The 21,148-nt window shown below is 64.5% G+C and carries 13 protein-coding genes and 5 pseudogenes; 15 read left to right on the forward strand and 3 right to left on the reverse strand.

Annotation, left to right across the window (positions count from 1 at the left end; translation table 11 throughout):
• Positions 1 to 136 precede the first annotated feature (136 nt).
• A complete protein-coding gene (locus tag CCR94_RS24765) occupies positions 137 to 325 on the reverse strand; it encodes a hypothetical protein (protein ID WP_146090141.1) in 189 nt (62 codons plus the stop codon).
• Between CCR94_RS24765 and CCR94_RS21805 the strand changes: the two are divergent.
• Positions 270 to 552, forward strand: a pseudogene (locus CCR94_RS21805) (integrase core domain-containing protein); the annotation flags it as partial. The gene CCR94_RS24765 and the pseudogene CCR94_RS21805 sit on opposite strands and share 56 nt — an antisense overlap.
• Before the next feature lie 170 nt (positions 553 to 722).
• On the opposite strand, the pseudogene CCR94_RS21810 reads toward CCR94_RS21805, so the two are convergent.
• Positions 723 to 1,165, reverse strand: a pseudogene (locus tag CCR94_RS21810) (transposase); the annotation flags it as partial.
• A 432-nt stretch (positions 1,166 to 1,597) separates the two neighbouring features.
• Between CCR94_RS21810 and CCR94_RS21815 the strand changes: the two are divergent.
• The 6 genes from CCR94_RS21815 (at position 1,598) to CCR94_RS25765 (ending at position 12,146) form a co-directional block, all read left to right on the forward strand.
• Positions 1,598 to 2,290: an STN domain-containing protein gene (locus CCR94_RS21815; protein WP_104510299.1), complete on the forward strand. Its 693-nt coding sequence runs from the start codon at positions 1,598 to 1,600 to the stop codon at positions 2,288 to 2,290.
• Positions 2,291 to 2,398: 108 nt separating this feature from the next.
• On the forward strand, positions 2,399 to 2,950 hold the full coding sequence (locus CCR94_RS21820; RefSeq protein ID WP_104510301.1) for an RNA polymerase sigma factor: 552 nt from the start codon (positions 2,399 to 2,401) through the stop codon (positions 2,948 to 2,950).
• 5 nt (positions 2,951 to 2,955) lie between these two features.
• Positions 2,956 to 3,969, forward strand: coding sequence for a FecR family protein (locus CCR94_RS21825; protein ID WP_104510304.1), 1,014 nt, complete (start codon positions 2,956 to 2,958; stop codon positions 3,967 to 3,969).
• 120 nt (positions 3,970 to 4,089) lie between these two features.
• Positions 4,090 to 8,646: a two-partner secretion domain-containing protein gene (locus CCR94_RS25755; RefSeq protein WP_104510307.1), complete on the forward strand. Its 4,557-nt coding sequence runs from the start codon at positions 4,090 to 4,092 to the stop codon at positions 8,644 to 8,646.
• 87 nt (positions 8,647 to 8,733) lie between these two features.
• Complete coding sequence (locus CCR94_RS25760; protein WP_104510310.1) at positions 8,734 to 10,065, forward strand: hypothetical protein; 1,332 nt, start codon at positions 8,734 to 8,736, stop codon at positions 10,063 to 10,065.
• Positions 9,960 to 12,146: a filamentous haemagglutinin family protein gene (locus tag CCR94_RS25765; protein ID WP_104510312.1), complete on the forward strand. Its 2,187-nt coding sequence runs from the start codon at positions 9,960 to 9,962 to the stop codon at positions 12,144 to 12,146. The genes CCR94_RS25760 and CCR94_RS25765 overlap by 106 nt, the downstream gene beginning before the upstream one ends.
• 90 nt (positions 12,147 to 12,236) lie before the next feature.
• On the opposite strand, the pseudogene CCR94_RS21845 reads toward CCR94_RS25765, so the two are convergent.
• Positions 12,237 to 12,993, reverse strand: a pseudogene (locus CCR94_RS21845) (IS5 family transposase).
• 205 nt (positions 12,994 to 13,198) lie between these two features.
• On the opposite strand from CCR94_RS21845, the gene hyfB reads away from it, so the two are divergent.
• The 8 genes and pseudogenes from hyfB to CCR94_RS21885 all read left to right on the forward strand — a co-directional run.
• Positions 13,199 to 15,205: a hydrogenase 4 subunit B gene (gene hyfB / locus CCR94_RS21850; protein WP_104510315.1), complete on the forward strand. Its 2,007-nt coding sequence runs from the start codon at positions 13,199 to 13,201 to the stop codon at positions 15,203 to 15,205.
• Positions 15,196 to 16,173, forward strand: a complete 978-nt coding sequence (locus tag CCR94_RS21855; RefSeq protein WP_244594176.1) for a respiratory chain complex I subunit 1 family protein — start codon at positions 15,196 to 15,198, stop codon at positions 16,171 to 16,173. The genes hyfB and CCR94_RS21855 overlap by 10 nt, the downstream gene beginning before the upstream one ends.
• A gap of 1 nt (position 16,174) precedes the next feature.
• Complete coding sequence (locus CCR94_RS21860) at positions 16,175 to 16,837, forward strand: hydrogenase-4 component E (RefSeq protein ID WP_104510318.1); 663 nt, start codon at positions 16,175 to 16,177, stop codon at positions 16,835 to 16,837.
• Positions 16,834 to 18,306 (forward strand): hydrogenase 4 subunit F, encoded by a 1,473-nt coding sequence (locus tag CCR94_RS21865; RefSeq protein WP_104510321.1) that lies wholly within the window; start codon positions 16,834 to 16,836, stop codon positions 18,304 to 18,306. The genes CCR94_RS21860 and CCR94_RS21865 overlap by 4 nt, the downstream gene beginning before the upstream one ends.
• A 12-nt stretch (positions 18,307 to 18,318) precedes the next feature.
• On the forward strand, positions 18,319 to 19,827 hold the full coding sequence (locus tag CCR94_RS21870; protein ID WP_104510323.1) for a hydrogenase large subunit: 1,509 nt from the start codon (positions 18,319 to 18,321) through the stop codon (positions 19,825 to 19,827).
• An 8-nt stretch (positions 19,828 to 19,835) separates the two neighbouring features.
• On the forward strand, positions 19,836 to 20,387 hold the full coding sequence (locus CCR94_RS21875) for an NADH-quinone oxidoreductase subunit B family protein (RefSeq protein ID WP_104510326.1): 552 nt from the start codon (positions 19,836 to 19,838) through the stop codon (positions 20,385 to 20,387).
• Positions 20,388 to 20,689: 302 nt separating this feature from the next.
• Positions 20,690 to 20,779 (forward strand): annotated as a pseudogene (locus CCR94_RS21880) (IS200/IS605 family transposase); the annotation flags it as partial.
• Between the two features lie 53 nt (positions 20,780 to 20,832).
• Positions 20,833 to 21,148 (forward strand): annotated as a pseudogene (locus tag CCR94_RS21885) (transposase); the annotation flags it as partial.

The following is a 21,148-nucleotide window of genomic DNA, read 5'->3' on the forward strand; positions in this document are numbered from 1 at the left end:
CGCCCCAGAATTGGCCCGGCAGCCCCTCAACACGTGGAGCATTATCCAGCGCGCCGACCGCTAAGGTAGGTTCGGAAACTACTCATCGTATGCGCGGCCGCTGAGCCTGATCCCGAACAAGGCGACGAAATTGCTGTCATTCTTCCAACCCTTTTCGGACTGTCAGTAATTCCTGCCCACCCGCCTCGCTAATTTCCGGATATTCCTTTTCGTGCTTGCCATCGCCGTCTCCCATGAGATCGTTGCGACGACCATTTGAATCCACCCATTTCGCCAGCGAGGAGTTCACGCGCGTTCTGATCGACAAGAAGATCGTGATCAGCATGGACGGCCAGGGCGCGTGGCGCGACGAATGTCTTCGTCGAGCGCATCTGGAAATCGATGGAATACGAGGAGGTTTATCTGCGCGCTTACGAGAGAGTCGGCGAGGCGCGCGCGTCGATCGCCCGGTATCTCAACTTCTATAACAGCCGGCGCCCGCATTCATCGCTTGACCGGCGCACGCCGGAGGAGGCCGACTTCGATCCGACGCCCCCTGTGGCGGAGGCCTGAACCGAAGGTCCGCGAAGCGAATTTTTCCGCCGCCGGGGTGTTGGATGCGACTACGGTCGGGCTAAGCCCTCCCTGCGTCACACCCAACACTACGGCGCCCACGGACGAAAGACCCGGCGGAAAACCACTTATCGTTTGCGGGAAACTGTTCAGACAACCGGAGCCAGCTCTATCGCCGCCGGCGAAAGATTTGGCGCGTCCTTGCGCGGCAAAGCCGAGAGGACGTCTTGGAAATCCCCGGCCGAAATCCCGCGCAGATAGAGAACCGGCAGCAGAGCGTCCAGGCTCCTGGTGCGCCGGGCCCATTTCGGCAGAATATTCGACTTGAACCGGATTCGGGCGCCTTCGGCCGCGCCGCGGTCGCGCGCTTTCGGCTTGTCCTCCTCGATCGGCCCGACGCCGGTCTGGAGGGTGCGAACCGGGTCGTGGCCGTGACGAACCACTCGTTGACGGCCATCCGGAAGCACAAGCTCGGCATTCCCGGCAAGAAACGTCTCGAATTCCGCCTCGACCGCTTGGGCGATCAGGCGGCGCGCGCCAGCTTGCAGGATTCGGTGAGCGGATCATCGATTCCGTCTTTCTGGCGATAGGAGACAACATTGTCGTGCGACAAGGCGTAACGCTCCTTGTTGGAGGTTCGGGCGGGTTTGGTCACCAACCCCGTTACGCCGCCTTGCTCACATCGTCGCCCAGTCTCCGCCATAGCCCCTTTCGCCGTCGTGTGGAATCCATGCATGGTCTTGAAGCCGCCACGGCGGGTTCTTCGCCGCCCGCGAGGTCCGATTTCCGTCAGATGCCCCAGCGACCGCATTCACCGGCGCGCGCTCGAATGCTGCCGCCGAATCTCCTGCGGCCGAGATGACGCAGGAACTGTCGAGCCAGATGGTGCGATGAACGCCCTCATATCAGCGCCTGCTTGATATCTGGGTTTTCGGTGTGTATGCGTCCGATGGCGTCGTCATTGCCGATGCGCCAACGATGGTTGTCGTCCGAGTCGTTGCATGTGAAATTCTCGGCGAGGTTGAAGGCCTAACGAGGCGCCGTCATGCGATCGCGTCTGGCACATTTCGTTTTCGCCATAGCGGTGATCGGATCTTCGATGACGGCGCCTGTCGCGTCCGTTGCTGTCAGCGATCCGGCCGATGCGTCGCAGCAGACCGGCTCGCGATGGCAGATCGAGATGCCGGCGCAATCCGTCGATGAAGCCATCTATCGACTTGGCGTGCTAACCGGCGTCCAGATATTCGCCGATGGAAAGGCTGTGGCCGGGCGGCGCACCAAGGCGGTCTCCGGCTCATATGCAGCTGAAGATGCGTTGCGCGCCACGCTGGCCGGGACCGGGCTTGTGGTCCGGTCGGCGGGGGCGGGCTCGCTGATGGTGACGGCGGCGTTGTCGGAGTCGGAAGGCGAGGCGCTTCGTCGTCTTTACTCCTCCGACCTGCAGCGGAAGATTGTGGCGACGCTCTGTGGCGCGGACCCAGGCTTTGGAGCCTACCGGCTCGCGTTGCGGATGTGGCTATCGGAGCAAGGGCGTCCCGAAAATGTGGAATTGCTCAGTTCGACCGGCGATCACGATCGCGACGTCCGTATCGACGCCATGCTGCGGGGCATCGCGGCGAGCAAGCCGCCCGAAGGTCTGCCGCAGCCGGTGATCATGGTGATTTTGCCACGATCCCCGCAGGTGAGCGGCGATTGCCCGCGGGGCGGTCCGGCGGACGGAAGCCGCGACGGGCGATAACGTCCTGTCACAATAGTTCCATAAAGGGGAGGGCGCGCATTGTTCTCCTCCGCCGAAAGCTCGGGGATCTCACGCGTTCGCGCCGCTTCGAGTTGGAATGACGATTGTATGAAAGTCAGCGGTCAGGCGCTGTTGCTGCAGACATTGCTGGACGATTACGCTCCGTTGCGTAGCCAGCTCGCGCGTCGCCTCGGCTCGCCCGACGCGGCCGACGATGTCCTGCAGGAGGCTTATCTGCGGCTCGGCCGGATCGAGGAGCCGGGCCCGATTCGGCATCCGCGCAGCTATTTGTTTCGCATTGCGCTCAACATCGCCGCCGACCGCCGCCGCTCGGAAGCGCGGCGCCTCGAACGGTCGGAGGTCGAGCTCCTGCTCAAGCTGGAGCATGACGAACTCGATCCCGAACGCGTCGCCGCCGGCCGCTCCTCGATGCGTCAGCTCGTCGAAGCGTTGGAACAATTGCCGGAGCGCCGCCGCGCGATATTCCTTGCCGTTCGTAGCGACGGACGGCCGATCGCGGATATCGCGGTTCAGTTCGGCATTTCGACGCGAATGGTCGAGCGTGAGCTCAAGCAGGCGCTGGACCACTGCCGGCAGCATCTCGAAATAAATCTGTCACAGAAGTTCGATCCCGGCCACCCTGTGACGTCTAAGGATTGAGGGGCATGGTGCGCGACGTGACATTCGATCAAGAGGGAGGCAAGTCGGAGTCGGGTGGCGAAGGCCGTCTCGCCGAAGAGGCGACGGCATGGGTGCTCCGGCTCGCATCGGGAGACGCCACCGACGCAGATGCGGCCGCGTTGCAGCGATGGCGCCGCCAGAGCCCGGCGCATCGCCAGGCCTTTGCCGAGGCCAAGCTGCTCTGGGAAGTGCTCGGCCCGGCGGGTGACGTGGTGCGCGAGCGCGCCAGGGTGTCCACTGCGCAAGCGCGTGTCGTCGCCACCCGGCGAAACGCCCAACTCGGGCGTCGCGCGTTCCTCGGTGGCGCGCTCGCCGCTTCCCTTGCGGGCGTCGGCTATGTCGGATCGCGACCGCCGTTTCGGTTGTGGCCATCGCCCGGCGAATTGACGGCGGATTTCCGGACTGGCGCCGGCGAACGCCAGACGGTCGCGCTGGCGGACGATGTCTCCATCGTCATGAATACAAGGACCAGCATCGACCTCCGTTCGCAGGCGTCCGGTTCGCGCGGATTCGAGCTGCTTGATGGCGAGGCGGCGGTCGCGACAAAAGCAACTTTCGAGATATTTGCCGCCAGTGGCCGGGTCACGGCGTCCGCCGCCCGCTTCAACATGCGGCGGGATCAGGCGTCGGTGTGCGTCACCTGTGTGGAGGGGGCGGTCCGGGTCAGCCGGCTCGAGCGCTTTGTCGAAGTGCCGGCCGGACAGCAGGTGGTCTACGACGACAATGGCTTGCAGCAGGTGACGCCGACCGATGTCGCCGTCGCCACGGCCTGGGAGCGTGGGCAGCTGATCTTCCGTCACGAGCCGCTGGCGCGCGTGGTGCGCGAGATCGATCGCTATCGTCCCGGCAAGATCGTGCTGCTGAACGAAAAGCTCGGGGAACGCGACGTCGTTGCGACATTCCAGCTCAGCCGCATCGATGAAGCCGTCACCAACCTCGCGCAGACCTTCGGCGCGCGCCTGCGCCGCCTGCCGGGCGGCATGGTTCTGCTCAGCTGATTCAAGATTCCGGAAAAGATTTGCGAAACGCGGTTCGGACTCGGCCGCAGGGTGGCGGTCTTAAAGGTGAGAGGGTGCGATCACCCTGACATCTGACGTTCAACCCTGCGAGTGATTTCGATGGCGCTTGAAAAACCCGGCGTTGGCTCCAGCAAGGCTCGGCCCGCAGCGCATGGGAAATTGTCGGATCGGCCCGCCAAGGTGACACCGCTCGCCGGCCGGTCATTGTCGCGGCGATTGCTGTTGACGGGGGTGAGCGCGCTGGCGCTGGTCATCACCGCTCCGGATCCCGGCCACGCGCGGCCGTTGAACGGCGGCGGCGGCGCGGTGTCGGCGCCGAACATCGCGGCGGACGCCGCCGCGCAAGCGGCGCAGCAAGCGGCGGGGGCCGCGCGGCAATCGGCGGACTCGCTGTCCCGCGCCGCCCGCACGGTGCAGGACATGCAGGCGTTGCAGGCGGCGGCGCGGCAGACCTCGCTCACGGCGCCTGCCACCATTCCGAACGGTCTCAGCGCCGGCGGCCTGCTGCCGAACATGCCGGCGGGTTGGACCGGCGTCAACGCGCCGGCGCAAAGCGTGGACGGTTCGGGCCAGACCCAGGTCGGCATCCGCCAGACCGCGCCGCAGGCAATCCTGAACTGGACCTCGTTCAATGTCGGCGCGCGCACCACGTTGACTTTCGACCAGCAGGGCAACGCCGGCTGGGCGGCGCTGAACCGCGTCAACGGCGCAACGGCGCCAAGCCAGATCCTCGGCGCCATCAAGGCCGACGGTCAGGTCTATGTCATCAACCAGAACGGCATCATTCTTGGCGGCGCCAGCCAGATCAATGTCGGCTCGCTGATTGCGTCGTCAGCCGTGATCGATGACAGCAAGTTTCTCGCCACGGGAATCTACAGCACGGGCGCCGCCACGCCGAGCTTCACCGCGGCGGGCGGCCAGGTTGTTGTGGAGCGCGGCGCGTCGATCGGCGCGCGAGCTCCGTCGTCGGTGACCGCGGGGGGCGGTTTCGCCCTGATGATTGGCTCAGCTGTCGAAAACGGCGGCACGATCTCGACGCCGAAGGGTCAGGCGCTGCTGGTCGCTGGCGACAGCTTTATCCTGCGGCGTGGTTTCAGCACAGACGGCAATCTGACATCGACCACGCGCGGCATCGAACTGTCTCCGATCATTGGCCTGAACAGCGAGAGCGGAAACGTCAGCAACACCGGCCTGATTTTGGCCCAGCAGGGCGACATCACGCTCGCGGGCCGCACGCTCCTGCAGAACGGCGCCTTGATCGCGACGACTTCGGTCAACACCCGCGGCACGATTCATCTGCTGAACAGCGCATCCGACTCCGCAGGAAGCATCACGCTCGCCGGCGGCGGCCTCACCGCGATCCTGCCTGAACTCGACAGCGCCGAAACCGCGCTGGACAGCCAGCGCGCGGGGCTGGTCGATGCCTCCATCGTCGCGAACGCGGGCCGCGCCGCCAATGCCACCGGCGCCTTCGGCAACCTCTCGCTGGTTGCCGACCGCCAGGATCAGTCGCGCGTCGAGATCGTCACCGGCGGCGCCGTCACCTTCAAGGGCGGTTCAGCTACGGCCGCGCAAGGCGGCCAGATTGCGGTCTCCGCGGGCAGGCGCATCTTCACGGAAGATGGCGCGTTGCTCGATGCCTCCGGCGTGCGCAATGTCGCGCTGGCGATGGCGTCGAACAACATCAAGGTCAACATCCAAGGCAACGAACTCAGGGACTTACCGCAGAACCGTGAGTCCAATGTGCTCAAGAACAACGATGTCTGGATCGACGTGCGCGGTCTCACGCTGGCGCCGGCGGGCGTCGGCGGTTACGCGTCGGATCGCTACTACACGAGAGGTGGTCTGCTTGAAGTCGGCGGCTATCTCGGCGCCACCGCGCATACGATTGGCGAATGGTCGGCAATCGGCGGCAGCATCACGCTTGCCGCTCCAGAAGTGATCGCGCAGAAGGGATCGCGCATCGACATCTCCGGCGGCGCGCTGGATTATGCCGCCGGCTGGATTCGCTCGACCAATCTGATCGGCCGCGACGGCCGCAAATACAGCATCGACACTGCGCCGGGCGATATGAGCTTTGTCCGTTTCGCCGGCGGCTTCACCCGAACCCATAGCATCCAGGGTAAGGTCGACGACCGTCTCACCGAAACCTGGACCAGCCCGCTCAGCCGCGGTCGCAACACCGCCCGCTGGGAAGAGGGCTACACCGTCGGCCGTGATGCCGGCCGGCTGATCCTATCGACGCCGACATCTGTGTTCGAAGCCGATATCATCGCCGATACGATCAGCGGCGAACGCCAGACCGGCAAGCGCGCCAATGGCGTCAGCGATGGCTACAAGCTCACCCAGACCACGGTCGCACAGAACGGCACGCTGGCGCTTGGCGACTATAACGCCAACGGCCGCGCCGACCTCTACGCGTCCGACGTGCGTATCTCCAGCGTGACGGACATCGCCAAAGGCCCCGCCGCGGGCATTGCGGCTCTGCCCGCCGGACGCGCCAAAACCGCCTGGTTCGATGCCGATCATCTCAGTGCGCAGAAGCTCGGCGGCGTCGATTTCGGCGCCCGCGGCGCCATCACCATTGATGCGCCGCTCGTTCTGGCCGATGGCGGCAATGTCACGCTCATCGCCCCGGTGATCGACATCAAGGCCGATGTCACGGCGCGCGCCGGCGCGGTCAGCGCGACCAATCTGTTTACGGCCGCCGGTGGTGGCGGCTCGCTGACGACACTGATTTTGAACGGTGGATCGACAACGACACTGCGTGAAAGTGCGACCATCGATGTGCGTGGTGTCTGGAGCAACCTGCAGCTCGACGCGCTGCATGGTGATGGTCTGGCTCGGCGCGATGGCGGGTCCGTCTCGCTGGGATCGACGGGATCTGTCCTGCTGGAGAAGGGCTCTGCGATTGACGTCTCGTCCGGCGCCGCGCTCGAAAGAGACGGAAAGCTGCGGGGAGGTCGCGGTGGCGACGTCACGCTGACTGCAAATCTCAACAGCAATAGCTCCGCTGGATTGCTCGAGCTTGGCGGAGTCATTCTTGGCTATGGCGTAACCGGCGGAGGTAGCCTCACCGTCCAGGCTGGACGCGTGCAGATCGGTTCAGCCGCCGAAGCTCCCGCTGCTGGCGCGGTGGTGCTGGGCGAAGGATTTTTCAACAAGGGCTTCGGTAATTACAACGTCACGGGAAATCAGGGGCTGACCGTTGTCGCCGGCGCCGACATCGACGTGTCGATGCCGGTCTATTCTCTTGGTGATCGCGCCGTGGAGGTCATCACCGGCGGTGATCCGGCTGCTGCGCTCAAGCTGTGGACGCCGCCGCTCTATCTGCCCAACGTCAACAACGATCTGCTCGTGCAGCGCGGCGGCGCGAATCTCACATTGAATGCCGGAAATTTCCAAGGCACAGTCGCTGATCTCGCCTCGGTGCAGTTGAGTGTTGAGCGCGGCGCCGTGATCTCCGTCGATCCCGGCCGCGCCATTCGCCTGAGCAGCATCGGACAGCTCACGGTTGATGGCGCGCTGAATGCGTGGGGCGGCAGCATCGACATCGGGCAGACCAGGATCTCCGATGCAGAGCTGGCGCGCGGATTGGGCCATGGCCGCTCGATCTGGATCGGCGACCATGCGGTGCTCGACGTCGCTGCACGTGCGGCGACATCCGTCAATCTCAGGGGCGGGCGCTATGGCGCCGTCGCCAATGGCGGCAACATCACCATCGGCAGCTCGATCGATTTGACAACAGGCGAGGCTGCGTCCGCGCCCGATCTGTTCGTGGTGGTGCGCAGCGGCGCGCGCCTCGATGCGTCAGGCGCGCAGGCGACGCTCGATCTCGCAGGCCAGGGTGCGGTCAATGTCGCCAGCAATGGCGGCGCCATTACCCTGACGTCCAATAACGGCCTGTATCTCGATGGCGCTTTCGTCGCCAATGCCGGCGGCGCCGGGGCTGCCGGCGGTTCGCTGTCGATAGCCCTGGAAGCGCCGACCTATCTGGCGACGGCCGCCAATACGAGCAATCGCGTGTTGGCGTCGCGCGAAATCATCCTCTCCCAGGCCGGAGTTGCGTCCGGAATCGCGGGCGCTCCGGACGCCGCTGCGGACGGTCTGGTTTACGGGTACGGCCGTCTCGGCGCCGATCGCCTGACGGCCGGCGGCTTCGACAATCTGACGCTGCTCAGTCACGGCCTCATCAGCTTCGACAACAATGTATCGCTGGCGATGCGGCAGAGCCTGCGCCTGTATTCCGCCGGGCTTGTGCTCGTGGAGACGTCGGCGGCCAACGCGCGCGTCGATCTGTCGGCAGCCTATGTCAACTTGTCTGGCGTCGCGGAGCGCAACGTCGATGGACGCATCGTCCCGGCCTACCGTCTCGGTGGCGTCTCCGCGCGCGAGGCGGATGCGCGCTTCTCGGTCAGCTCACACCTGCTGGATATCCAGAAGGAGGTTCGCTTCAACATTTCCGGCGCAATCCGTCAGCTCCCGTCCGGAACGCTGATGATCGATCGGCGCGGCTTTGCCGATGTGACCCTGGCGAGTACGGGCGATTTGCGCCTTCTCGGCGTGACGCGGCTGGAGACCAGCGCAGATCTGACGCTGGCCGCCGCGCAGGTCTATCCCGGGACAGGGGCCAGTGCGACGGTGCATGCCGGCTAGCGCGGTGGCAATGCCACCATTCAGTATGATCCGCGCTACAGCCTGACGGTCCGCGGCGCCGGCGACGTTCCAGCGGCGCCCTATGCGGTGTTCGGCTCGCTGCGCCTGTTTTCGCACACGATCAATCAGGGCGGCGTCGTCCGCGCGCCACTCGGTACCCTCTCGATGGGTTATCTCGGCGGCATCGCCGGCAATACGGCCGCGATCAATCTATTGCCGGGGAGCGTGACCTCGACCAGCGCGCTCGGTCTCATGATGCCCTATGGCGGCACTGTAGACGGCGTCGTCTGGAACTATGCCGGCAAGCAGACCGTGCTGGAAGGCGTGGTGTCGGATCAGCGTGGCGTGACGTTGAGCAGCATGGCTGTCAATGTTGCGCCGGGCGCCACCATCGATCTGCGCGGTGGCGGCGAGCTGACAGGAGCCGGTTTCTCGAGCGGCCGCGGCGGCTCGGTCGATGTGCTGCTGCATCCGCTGAGCGATGCCGGTCCCGCCTATTCGGGCTATAGTTCGTCCGGCAACGAGGTCTTTGCGATCGTTCCGGGCCAAGCGTCCGGCTATGCGCCGGTCGCCGCCGAGGCCGGGGCCGCCAATCCGGCCATCGGCCGTAAGATCACGCTCGATGGCGGCACGCCGGGTCTGCCCGCCGGCGCCTATGCATTGATGCCCTCGACCTATGCGCTTTTGCCCGGCGCATTCCGCATCGAGATTTCCGCCGCCGATTCCCGTGGCGTGGCGCCTGCCGTGGCGCTGTCCAATGGCTCCTTTATCGCGTCGGGCCGTCTCGGTGTCGCCCATACCGGCATCAGCGACAGCCTCGCGCGCCAGGTGATTCTGACGCCGGGCGACAAGGTCCGCTCGCACTCATCCTATAACGAAATGACCTATGCCGATTACGTGCGCGCCGATGCCGCCCGCCTGGGCGTGCCGCGCGCCATGTCGCCGCTGGACGGCAAGAACCTGTTCTTGCAACTGACACCGGGCGCGGGCGGCAATGCGCTGCGTTTCGACGGATCGGTGGATTTCAGCGCCGTCACCGGCGGCTTCGCGGGTTCGGCGGTTATCTCCGTGGGTGGCAGTGGCAAGATCGAGGTGCTCGCTGCGGGCGGGGCGCCGACGGACGGTTTCGACGGCGTTTCGCTCTATGCCGATACGGTGAACCGTCTCGGCGCCCGCCGTCTTGTTATCGGCGCGCCCGGACTGGTGAAATACGGCCAGTCCGGCAACTACTTCACCTTCAGCCAGACCCGCGGATCGGACAGTATTTTCCTGCGCCAGGGCGCGATCCTGTCGGCGGCGTTCGCGACGCCGGAATGCTGTCCAGCATCGACAGCGGCGTCGTCAAAAGCTCCGCACCCTGGTTCAGCCTGTGGACGGCCAACACGGCGATCGATCTGTTCTCCGCCGGCGGCAACCTGACGCCGAGCACCCAGCTTGGAGAAACAGGGTTGGGCAACTCGCCGGTCGACAGCGTCGGCGCCACGGCAGGACGGTTCGTCTATCCGTCGATCCTGCGGGCGGTGGCGCCATCGGGCAGCATCTATCTCGGTGCGTCGGCCGTCAGCCGGCTAAATCCGGCAACCAATTTTTCGCTGGTGCTGGCGCCGTCGCCGAACGGCGAACTGGAATTTCTCGCCGGCGATTCGATCTATGCCAGCGGCTACACGGTGAGCCGCTCCGGCGCCGATCCTGCGGTGATGCCGACCGTGACGTCGCCGGCGACCATGACCAATCTGAGCAGCCTCTCATTCCCGCTCGAGCAGAATCTCTTCGCCTTCGGTCCGAACTCCGCGTCGGGTCTGTTCGAGCTTGCACCGGCGAAGTTCTATGCGCTGGCCGGCGACGTCGTCGGTTTGCAGACCGGCAGCATCGTTCGCATCACCTCTGCCGCCAGCAGTGCGATCGGGCTCAGCGACCGCACCTTCTATGAAGGCGCCGGAGCCGTCTCGATCCGGGCCGGCCGCGACATCGTCTCCAGCGGAAACTATCTCGGAGAGAGCTCTCTCCTCCCGTCGGGCGGCAGTGCGTTTGGAGGGACGGCGACCGGCAATCTCTTCGTGCACAATTCGCCGGACGATGTCTCGGTGGTTTCGGCCGGCCGCGATATTCTGCACAGCAGCTTCACCGTCGCCGGTCCCGGCGCGCTGGAGATCTCCGCCGGTCGCAATCTGCTGATGGAAGGCAAGGCCAGCGTGACTTCGATTGGCGCTGTCGTCGCCGGAGATGCGCGTCCCGGCGCATCCATCGCGATGTTGGCCGGCGCCAGCGCCGAGGGACCGGACTATGCAAGGCTCGCAGCGCTCTATCTCGATCCCGCCAATCGGGCGTCGACAACGACGCCGCTGGCTGGACAGGTTGGCAAGGTCGCCAAAACCTATGAAAGCGAACTTCTGACCTGGCTGAAGGAGCGCAGCGGCTTTTCCGGCACGGTGGAGGAGGCGCGCGCCGCCCTCGCCGCGCTGCCGCCGGAGCAGCAGCGCATCTTCCTGCGGCAAATCTACTTCGCAGAACTCCGCGCCGGCGGACGCGAATATAACGACCCGGCAAGCTCGCGTTACGGTTCATACTTGCGCGGTCGCCAGATGATCGCGACGCTGTTCCCGGATCGCGACGCCCAGGGCCATCCGGTCGCGCGCAGTGGCGATATCACCATGTTTGGCGGCGCCGGCGTCAGCACACTGTTCGGCGGCGGCATCCAGATGATGGCGCCGTCGGGCAAGGTGGTGATCGGCGTCGACGGCGCGGAGCCGCCGCCCACGGCGGGCATCGTCACGCAGGGGCGAGGCGACATCCAGATCTATTCGCAGGGCAGCGTGCTGCTCGGCCTGTCGCGCATCATGACCACCTTCGGCGGCAATATCTTTGCATGGTCGGCATCGGGCGATATCAATGCCGGCCGCGGTTCCAAGACGACGGTGCTATATACGCCGCCGAAGCGCGTCTATGATATCTACGGCAACGTGACGCTGTCGCCGCAGGCGCCGTCGTCCGGCGCCGGCATCGCCACGCTCAATCCGATCCCTGAGGTCAAGGCCGGCGATATCGACCTGATCGCGCCGCTCGGCGCGATCGACGCCGGCGAAGCCGGCATCCGCGTCTCCGGCAACATCAACCTGGCGGCGCTGCAGATCGTCAACGCGGCCAACATTGTGGTGCAGGGATCCTCGACGGGCATTCCGACCGTGCAGGCGCCGAGCATCAGCGCCGGCCTGACGGCGTCCAACGCGACGGCGGCGACGCAACAGACCACAACCCCTGCGCCGGCCGCCAACAACAACCCGTCGGTGATCATCGTCGAAGTGCTCGGTTACGGCGGCGGCGATGGCGAGCAGGGCGAACAGCCCAAGCGCGAAAAGCGCCGGGGCGCGCTGGCGACGCCGCCGGCGGGCGATGGCTACAATGATCGCAGCGCCGTGCAGATCGCTGGCTACGGTGTCCTGATCGACGCCGAAGCGCGCATCCTGACGCCCGAAGAGCGGGAGAAGCTTGGGCAGCGGTAAGGCCGATGTTTCTCGACCATCTGCTTCTGGCGCGCATGAAACCGCCGGCGTAATGCCGGTGGCCAATGAGTCAGAGTCCGTCCGAAAAGTTTACGTTTTCAAGCAGAGCTTTCGCAGCATGAGGCGGATTGAGGCGAGACGGATGAACGCCACGGCGCTTCGCGTGAGGTTTTCGAAGCCTTTCGCCTGATCGGAGCGCTTCACGATCTCGGTCGTGACGAACGGCAAAGCCTTCTTCTGGGCCGCTTTGAACTTTGGACCTTGGTAACCGCCGTCTGCGAAGAGGTTGTCCAGAAACGGATAGAGCCCGAACAACGTTGATAGAACCAAGCCGCCGCCGTCGCGGTCCTGAATGTCGGCGGGATGAACCACGGCGTACAGCAGCAGCCCTACCGTATCAACGAGGATGTGGCGCTTCTTGCCCTTGATCTTTTTCCCCGCGTCGTAGCCATGCGGATCGACGCAACGCCCCCTTTTTCAGCGCTCTTCACGCTTTGGCTGTCAATCACGCAGGCTGTCGGGCTGGCCTCGCGCCCCATCGCCTCGCGGCACATAGAGGGCGTGATGAATGCGATAGAGCGTGCCGTCCCAATTCCAAAGATCGAAATAGCCGAACAGCGTGCTGCGCGGCGGCAAATCCTTTGGAACGTAGCGCCATTGGCAGCCCGTGCTCAAAACGTACATCAGGCCGTTGACGATCTCGCGCAGATCAACCGACCGCTTGCGCCCGCCGCGCTTGGCGGGCGGGATCAGCGGAGCTGATATACTCCCATTCGGCATCGGTGAGATCGCTGGGATAACGCAGTTTGTCGCGGGCGTATTTCCCCCGGTTCTCGGTGGTCCACATCGGCGGCCCCTCCAGAATCAGGCCGACCCCAATGAATCTCAACCGACTCAAGCGATTCAAATTCTTTTCGGACGGACACTGAGAGCTGAACAAGATGATGCGACAACACTAAAGCTGATGTATCAAACATGAGTATGGCTGTTCGGTCTGCCGGGTTTGCGTCCCTCGGCGGCTCGCGCCAAAAGGGCCTGGTGGGAAGCTTTTGATGCCGGAGATTCACCTTGTTGGCGTCGCGGCCCTGCTGACGCTCAGCGTCATCGTCTTGCTCGCCGGGCGCGGCCGCAACCTCACGCTTGTCGTCTATGGCTGTGCGCTGGTGATTTCGCTCGTCCTGTGCGGCGGAGCGACGATGCGCCTGCTCATGCAGTCGCCGCCATCGTCGCTGGCGCTGCCGATAGGGCTGCCCTGGCTGGGCGCGCATTTCCGGATTGACGCTCTTTCCAGCTTCTTCCTCGCGATCATCAACTTCGGCGGCGCGGCCGCCAGTCTTTACGGGCTTGGTTACGGCCGACACGAGCGCGAGCCGCTTCGGGTGCTGCCTTTCTTTCCGGCGTTTCTCGCTGGCATGAACGTCGTGCTGATGGCCGACGACGCCTTTACTTTCCTCCTGTCCTGGGAGTTCATGTCGCTGGCGTCGTGGTCGCTGGTGATGGCGCATCATCGCGAGGCGGACAATATTCGCGCCGGCCTGGTCAACATCGTCATGGCGGGCATCGGCGCCTTCGCGCTGCTGCTGGCCTTTGGCGTGCTTGCCGGACCCGATGGCTTCTATGCCTTCGCGGACATGCGAACCCATGCGCCGGCGCCTCTCGCGGCGGCGGCTGTTCTCGCGCTCGTCCTGTTCGGCGCGGGGTCCAAGGCCGGTCTCGTTCCCCTGCATGTGTGGCTGCCTCTGGCGCATCCGGCCGCGCCGAGCCACGTCTCCGCCCTGATGAGCGGCGTCATGACCAAAGTCGCCGTTTACGCCTTCATCCGCGTGGCCTTCGACCTGTTGGGGCCGCCGGCATGGTGGTGGGGCGTTCCCGTTCTGATTTTGGGCGCGGCGACCGCCGTAATCGGCGTGCTGTTCGCACTGGTGCATACGGACCTGAAGCGGATTCTCGCCTATAGCACCATCGAGAATATCGGCATCATCTTCGTCGCTCTCGGCCTGTCGCTCGGATTTCTGGCCAGCGGATTCGCCGCCGCCGCCGCTCTGGCGATGACGGCCGCCCTGTTCCATGTCCTGAACCACTCGTTGTTCAAGAGCCTGCTGTTTTTCGGCGCCGGCGCCGTCATCACCGCCACCGGCTCCCGCGAAATCGGACAATTGGGCGGACTGTTGAACCGCATGCCGGCGACCGGCCTGTTCATGCTGGTCGGCTGCGCCGCGATTTCGGCCTTGCCGCCCTTGAACGGCTTCGCCTCCGAATGGCTCGCCTTCCAGGCCATCCTGCTCAGCCCGTCGCTGCCGAGCTGGGCGCTGAAACTGCTGACGCCGGCGGCGGGCGCGATGCTGGCGCTGGCGGCGGCGCTCGCGGGCGCCTGCTTCGTTCGCCTGTTCGGGATCGCCTTTCTCGGCCGCCCGCGCACGATAACGAGCGCCAAGGCGGTCGAGGTCGATCGCTTCTCGCTCACCGCAATGGGCGGCTTGGCCTGTCTTTGCCTGCTGGCCGGTATTTTTCCGGGGCAGGTCATCGACGCGCTGGCGCCGGTGGCGCGCGCGACGACAGGCGCCGCCATGCACCCACAAGCCGCCATGCCCTGGCTCTCCATCGCGCCGATCGCCGAAAGCAGGAGCTCCTACGACGGGCTGCTCGTTTTCGTCTTCATCGTCAGTTCGGCGCTGCTGGCGGCTTTCATCGTTCACCGACTCGCCTCCAACGCCCTTCGCCGGGCGCCGGCCTGGGACTGCGGCTTTCCCGATGCCGATCCGATCACGCAATATTCCGCCGAGAGTTTCGCCCAGCCGGTGCGGCGCGTTTTCAGCAGTTTCGCGTTCCGCGCGCGGGCGCAAGTCGATATGCCGCCTCCCGGCGACCTCCGACCCGCAAGCTACACGGTCGAATGGGTCGATCTTTCCTGGGCCGTGTTTTATCGGCCCGTCGTCGCGGCTGTCGCCAAAATGGCCTATTGGATGAACCGGATGCAGTATCTCACCATTCGGCAATATCTCAGCCTCGTCTTCGCCGCCCTGGTCTTCCTGCTGCTGGTGCTCGCCTCATGGGCATGATTGGCGATCTTTCCGGCCTGGTCGGCGAATTTGCGATCCAGATTTCGCAGATGCTGCTGGTGCTGCTGCTGGCGCCGCTGCTCACCGGTTTCGTTCGGAAGGTCAAGGCGCGGTTGTTGCGGCGGCGCGGGCCGCCGCTGCTACAGCCTTACTGGGATCTCGCCAAACTGGCGCGCAAGGAAGCCATTGTCGCGGAAAGCGCGTCATGGCTGTTCCGGGGCATTCCCTATCTCGTCTTCGCAATGACCTGGGTGGCCGCCGCATTGGTTCCCACCTTCGGCACGGGCCTGCTGTTCAGTTGGTCGGCCGACCTCATCGCCATCATCGCGCTGCTCGGCGGCGCGCGATTCTTTCTGGCTCTGGCCGGCATGGACGTCGGCACGAGTTTCGGCGGTCTCGGCTCCAGCCGCGAGATGATGTTCGCCACTTTGGCCGAACCGGCGCTGATCATGATCGTGTTCACGCTGGCCCTGATCGCCGGCTCGACGCAATTGTCGACCGTCGCCGAATTCATGCTGTCGCCCGACGTCGGCCTGCGCATCTCGCTGGCGCTGGCGCTGGTCGCGCTGGTGATCGTCGCGCTGGCTGAAAACGCGCGCATTCCCGTCGACAATCCCGCGACCCACCTCGAACTGACCATGGTGCATGAGGCTATGGTGCTGGAATATTCCGGGCGGCATCTGGCGATGATCGATCTGTCGGCGCAGATCAAGCTTCTGCTCTATGTTTCGCTGATCGCTTGCGTGTTCGCGCCCTTCGGGCTGGCGCCGGTCGCGGCGAGTTTTTCCGCTCATATGTTCGGCGTCGTCGCCTATGTCGGCAAGCTCGCCTTCGCCGGGCTCATGCTGGCGCTGTTCGAGACGAGTGTCGCCAAGATGCGGGTGTTCCGTGTGCCCGACTTTATCGGCGTGGCCTTGATGTTGGGCTTGCTCGCCACGCTGCTGCGCTTCATGTCGAGAGGATTCTGAGATGGACCCGATTGCTTTCGACATCGCCCACATGTTCGCAGGCGGCTTGGTTCTCGTGAGCTTCCTGCTGCTTTATCAGGATCGTCTCTACGCCCTGCTGAACATGTTCGCCGTCCAGGCGCTGGTGCTGGCTCTTTCCGTAAGCTGGCAGGCCTACATCCAGCAGGCGCCGCATCTCTACATCACCGCCGTCATTACTTTGATCTTCAAGGGCATTGTCATCCCCTACGCCTTGCATCGGATTGTCGCGCGTCTTGGCATCCATCGGGAAGTCGAAGTTGTGGTCGGCGCCGTGCCGACGATGGTGGCCGGCATCGCGCTGGTGGCGCTGTCCATGGTGGTGATGCTGCGCGTCACGCAACACGCCGACGCCCTCGCGCGCGAGGATCTCGCCTTCGCCTTGTCGGTGGTCCTGCTCGGGCTTTTGATGATGGTCACGCGAAACAACGCCGTCAGTCAGGTGGTCGGCTTCATGTCGCTTGAAAATGGACTCATTCTGGCGGCGACGGGCGCCAAGGGCATGCCGCTCGTCGTCGAGATCAGCATCGGCTTTTCAGTTCTGATCGCGCTGATCGTGGTCGGCATCTTCCTGTTTCGCATCCGCGAGCGGTTCGACTCGGTGGATGTCCAGGCGCTCGACGAGTCCCGAGGCAAGGGCCGATGAGCGCGCTCGTGAACGCGCTGATCAGCGTCCTGCTCGCCAACAACGTCTATCTGCTGCTGCTGCTGCCCGCCGTGGCGGCGGTCGCGCTGGCGTTCGCAAGGGGATATCGCCTGTCGTCCCGGCTCAACATGGCGGCGTCAGGGCTGACCTTTCTTACGGCGCTCACGCTGTTTGCCGGCCAGCAGGCGACGGACCGCTATTTCCTGGTCGACGATCTCAACATCGTGTTCGTCGTGCTCAATACGTTCGTGGCCTTCACCACCAGCGTGTTCTCAGCCGGTTACATCGCGCGGGAACTTGAAACCGGGCATTTGACGCAAACGCATCTGCGCTTCTATCACACCCTGTATCAGGCGCTGCTGGGCGCCATGAACCTGGCATTTGTCGCCAACAATATCGGCTTGATGTGGGTTGCGATCGAAGTCGCGACGCTGACGACCGTTCTGATGGTTGGCATCTACCGCACCGATCGGTCGCTTGAAGCGGCGTGGAAATATTTCATTCTTGGCAGCGTCGGCATCGCCCTGGCGCTGTTTGGCACCATCCTGATCTATATGGCGGCGCGCCCGGTGATCGGCGAAGGCTTGAATGGCATGGTCTGGACCGTGCTGATCTCCCGCGTCGCGGACTTCGACCCCGCGCTGCTGAACCTCGCCTTTGTCTTCCTGCTGCTGGGCTACGGCACGAAAGTGGGGCTGGCGCCGATGTACGCCTGGCTTCCCGACGCGCATGCGGAAGGACCGACGCCGATTTCGGCGATCCTGTCGGGTTCGCTGCTGAACGTCGCCCTTTACGCCGTCCTGCGCTTCAAATTGTTGATGGCGGCCAATTCCAACGCCATCGCGCCGGGACCGCTGATGGCGGCGCTGGGACTGCTGTCGCTGGTCTTTGCCGGATTCATGCTCTATCGCCGCAGCGATATCAAAAGGATGTTCGCCTATTCGTCGATCGAGCATATGGGCATCATTGCGTTCGCCTTCGGCATGGGCGGCGCGCTGGCGAATTTCGCGGGCCTGTTGCACATGACCATGCACAGCCTGACCAAGTCGGCGATCTTCTTCGCGGTGGGTCAGATCGCCCAGGCCAAGGGAACCAAGAAAATCGCCGACATCCGAGGCCTCACGGTCACCCACCCTTTCTTGGGCTGGGGCCTTGTCGTCGCCATGGCGGCGCTGGCGGGCATGCCGCCGACGGGCGTGTTCACCAGCGAATTCCTGATCGTCAGTTCGACCATCGCGCGCGCGCCGCTGCTGGCGCTGCCCCTGGTGATCGGGCTTCTGGTCGCCTTCGGCGCCCTGATGTGGCGGTTGCACGGGTTCGCCTTCGGCGAGCCGACGGAGAATGTCGCGCCGGTCAAGGCGTCGTCGCTTCCGCTGGCGGCCCATCTCGCGCTGGTGCTGGTCGCCGGCCTCTATCTTCCCCAGCCGCTGGTGTTGTGGTTCCAGCATGTCGCCGCGATGCTCGGCTGAACCGGAGGCGCCATGCCCACATTGTCCGAAATCCGCGACCCTTTCCCTGAGATGGATTGCCGCCCCTGGCCGAGGCGTCTGATCGCTGCGCCGGCGTGGCGCGCGCTGGTCGAAAAACTCGCGGCGGGCGAGCTTTCGCTGCTCGGTCTTTGGGGCGAGGCCGCGTGCGTCCATATGGCCGTTCTCGAACCGTCGCCTTATTCAGTCGTGGTCGCCAGCCTTGCCGCCGAAGATGGCGGCTTCCCGTCGGTTGGCCGGCGTCATCCGCCAGCGATCCGGCTCGAACGCGCCATCCACGATCTGTTCGGCCTTCGGGCTGTCGACGCGCTCGACGACCGACCCTGGCTCGACCATGGCCGCTGGCCGGTTCGCGCGCCGCTTGGCGCGAAAATCCCGGCGCTCGCTTCGCCGCCCGCCTATGCTTTCCTGCCCAGCGTCGGCCAGGGCCTGAGTCAAATTCCTGTCGGTCCCGTCCACGCGGGAATTATCGAGCCGGGCCATTTCCGCTTCACCACCGGCGGCGAAACCCTCGTCCGGCTGGAGGCGCGGCTCGGTTATACCCACAAGGGCGTCGAGGGGCTGATGGCCGGCGCGACGCTCGACCATGCCGCAAAACTGGCGGCGCGCTGTTCCGGCGACAGCACGGTCGCTTATTCGCTGGCCTTCGCGCAAGCGGTCGAAGCGGCGCAGGGTTTGGCGCCGCCGCCTCGGGCGGTCTGGATCCGGGCGTTGATGGCGGAACTGGAGCGCATCGCCAACCATCTCGGCGATTTCGGCGCCATCTGTAACGACGCCGCTTTCGCGCTCATGTTGGCCCATTGCTCCGTGTTGCGCGAACACGTTTTACGCGCTTGCGCGTCCTGCTTTGGCCATCGCCTGATGATGGACGCGATTGTCCCTGGCGGTGTGCGCGTCGATGGCGCCGAGCATGCCGAGATCATCCTGCGCGGCCTCGTGGCGACGATCCGCCTCGCGCTGCCGCAACTGGCGGCCCTCTATGACAATACGGCGTCGTTGCAGGACCGAACCGTCGGCGCGGGAATCTTGAAGCCCGAACTGGCGCGGCGGTTCGCCTGCGGCGGCTTTGTCGGCCGCGCCTCCGGCCGTTCGTTCGACGCCCGCCGCGATCTCGCCTACGCACCCTACGATAAACTCAGCTTCGACGTTCCGGTGCTGCAAGAGGGCGACGTCAACGCGCGCGTGTGGATCCGCATCAGGGAAATCGAACAAAGCCTGTGTTTGATCGACCAGATCCTGACCGAAACGCCGTCGGGCGATTCTTACGCGGAAACGGCTACGCCCCAGGCGGGCGAGGGCCTCGCAATCGTCGAAGGTTTTCGCGGCGATATCCTGGTGTGGACAAGAGTCGGGTCCGACGGCGCTGTCGAACGCTGCCACCTGCGCGACCCCTCATGGTTCCAGTGGCCGCTTCTGGAAGCTGTCGTCGAAGGCAATATCGTCGCGGATTTTCCGCTCTGCAACAAATCGTTCAACTGCTCCTATTCCGGGCACGATCTCTAGGTTCGGCCATGCGCGACATCCTGCTACAAGGCTTTCTGCGGTCGCCATTGACCGAACCGCGCCCGGCCGCCGATGATTCCGAACTGGCCGCTTTGTCCGCGCAACTCAAGCGGGGCGTGGACAAGACGTTCGGGCGCAGCCTGGCGATCCGCCACGTCGACGCAGGCTCCTGCAATGCCTGCGAACTGGAAATCCACGCCTTGAACAATCCGTTCTACGATCTGGAACGGTTCGGACTGAAATTCGTCGCTTCGCCGCGCCACGCGGACGTGCTGCTGGTGACCGGACCGGTGACCAGAAACATGCGCGAGGCTCTCGAGCGCACCTACGCGGCGACGCCCGCGCCCAAATGGGTGGTCGCTTCCGGCGCATGCGCGATCGACGGAGGCTTTTACCGGGAGAGCTACGCCTGCGTCGGCGCCGCCGCGGACGTCATACCTGTCGATTTGCATATTCCTGGCTGCCCTCCGGAGCCGATCATGCTCGTGAAAGGTTTGCTGGCGCTGCTCTGCCCAGAGCCTGCGAATCTTTCGATTTTGACCGTTCCCCACCCTAGTTAAATCAACGGCGTAACAGGATTAAGCACCGGAAAACTCGAAAGATTCACAAACTCTCAGGACAATGGCCCGCGCGGCGGCTTGATGGTGGCCGGCAATGTCCGGTTGTGGAGCCAATCCGCCGTTCCCGGTGTCGGCGTGCATCAAATTGCGAGAAAAGGTCCGATTGGAGACGCGTTGGACATCTAATAGATTGAGAGTTCCCCCGGCTTTGCCGGGGTGGCAGTAGAAGTTTGACGTTTGCGGGAGCCCACCGCGATTGTTCCCTTTGTGAGCCGCCAAGCACACTGAAGGGTCAACTCGCGATGGACGAGTTTGAAAGCCTAAGTCACTCAAAATGGGAGTGCAAATACCACGTCGTTTTCATTCCGAAATTCGGACGCAAGGCGCTGTATGAACCGCGCCGGGTTTGCCGGAGGCTCCAACTCCCAAATAGGATGGAGCCATCATGAGCACTACGACCAACAAATTTTCACCTGAGGTTCGCGCCCGCGCGGTGCGGATGGTTTTGGATCACGAAGGCGATCACGCCTCGCGCTGGGCGGCGGTATCGTCGGTGGCGTCGAAGATCGGCTGCTCGCCGCACACCCTGCGTGAATGGGTCAACAAGGCTGAAGTCGATGCCGGCAAGCGCTCTGGCGTGCCGAGCGATGTCGCCGAGAAGCTGAAGGCGCTGGAGCGCGAGAACCGCGAACTCAAGCAGGCCAACGAGATCCTGCGCAAGGCATCGGCTTATTTTGCGCTGGCGGAGCTCGACCGCCGAT

It is taken from the genome of Rhodoblastus sphagnicola (genome assembly GCF_002937075.1).
GTDB classification, from domain to species: Bacteria; Pseudomonadota; Alphaproteobacteria; order Rhizobiales; family Beijerinckiaceae; genus Rhodoblastus; species Rhodoblastus sphagnicola.

Excerpts from the sequence above, each read along its gene's own strand:
- CCR94_RS21855 (WP_244594176.1), top strand. The coding sequence starts at position 15,196 with ATGGGCATGATTGGCGATCTTTCCGGCCTGGTCGGCGAATTTGCGATC.
- CCR94_RS25755 (WP_104510307.1), top strand. The coding sequence starts at position 4,090 with ATGGCGCTTGAAAAACCCGGCGTTGGCTCCAGCAAGGCTCGGCCCGCA.
- CCR94_RS21860 (WP_104510318.1), top strand. The coding sequence starts at position 16,175 with ATGGACCCGATTGCTTTCGACATCGCCCACATGTTCGCAGGCGGCTTG.
- hyfB (WP_104510315.1), top strand. The coding sequence starts at position 13,199 with ATGCCGGAGATTCACCTTGTTGGCGTCGCGGCCCTGCTGACGCTCAGC.
- CCR94_RS21875 (WP_104510326.1), top strand. The coding sequence starts at position 19,836 with ATGCGCGACATCCTGCTACAAGGCTTTCTGCGGTCGCCATTGACCGAA.
- CCR94_RS24765 (WP_146090141.1), bottom strand. The coding sequence starts at position 325 with ATGCTGATCACGATCTTCTTGTCGATCAGAACGCGCGTGAACTCCTCG.
- CCR94_RS21870 (WP_104510323.1), top strand. The coding sequence starts at position 18,319 with ATGCCCACATTGTCCGAAATCCGCGACCCTTTCCCTGAGATGGATTGC.
- CCR94_RS21825 (WP_104510304.1), top strand. The coding sequence starts at position 2,956 with ATGGTGCGCGACGTGACATTCGATCAAGAGGGAGGCAAGTCGGAGTCG.
- CCR94_RS21865 (WP_104510321.1), top strand. The coding sequence starts at position 16,834 with ATGAGCGCGCTCGTGAACGCGCTGATCAGCGTCCTGCTCGCCAACAAC.
- CCR94_RS21815 (WP_104510299.1), top strand. The coding sequence starts at position 1,598 with ATGCGATCGCGTCTGGCACATTTCGTTTTCGCCATAGCGGTGATCGGA.
- CCR94_RS25765 (WP_104510312.1), top strand. The coding sequence starts at position 9,960 with ATGCTGTCCAGCATCGACAGCGGCGTCGTCAAAAGCTCCGCACCCTGG.
- CCR94_RS21820 (WP_104510301.1), top strand. The coding sequence starts at position 2,399 with ATGAAAGTCAGCGGTCAGGCGCTGTTGCTGCAGACATTGCTGGACGAT.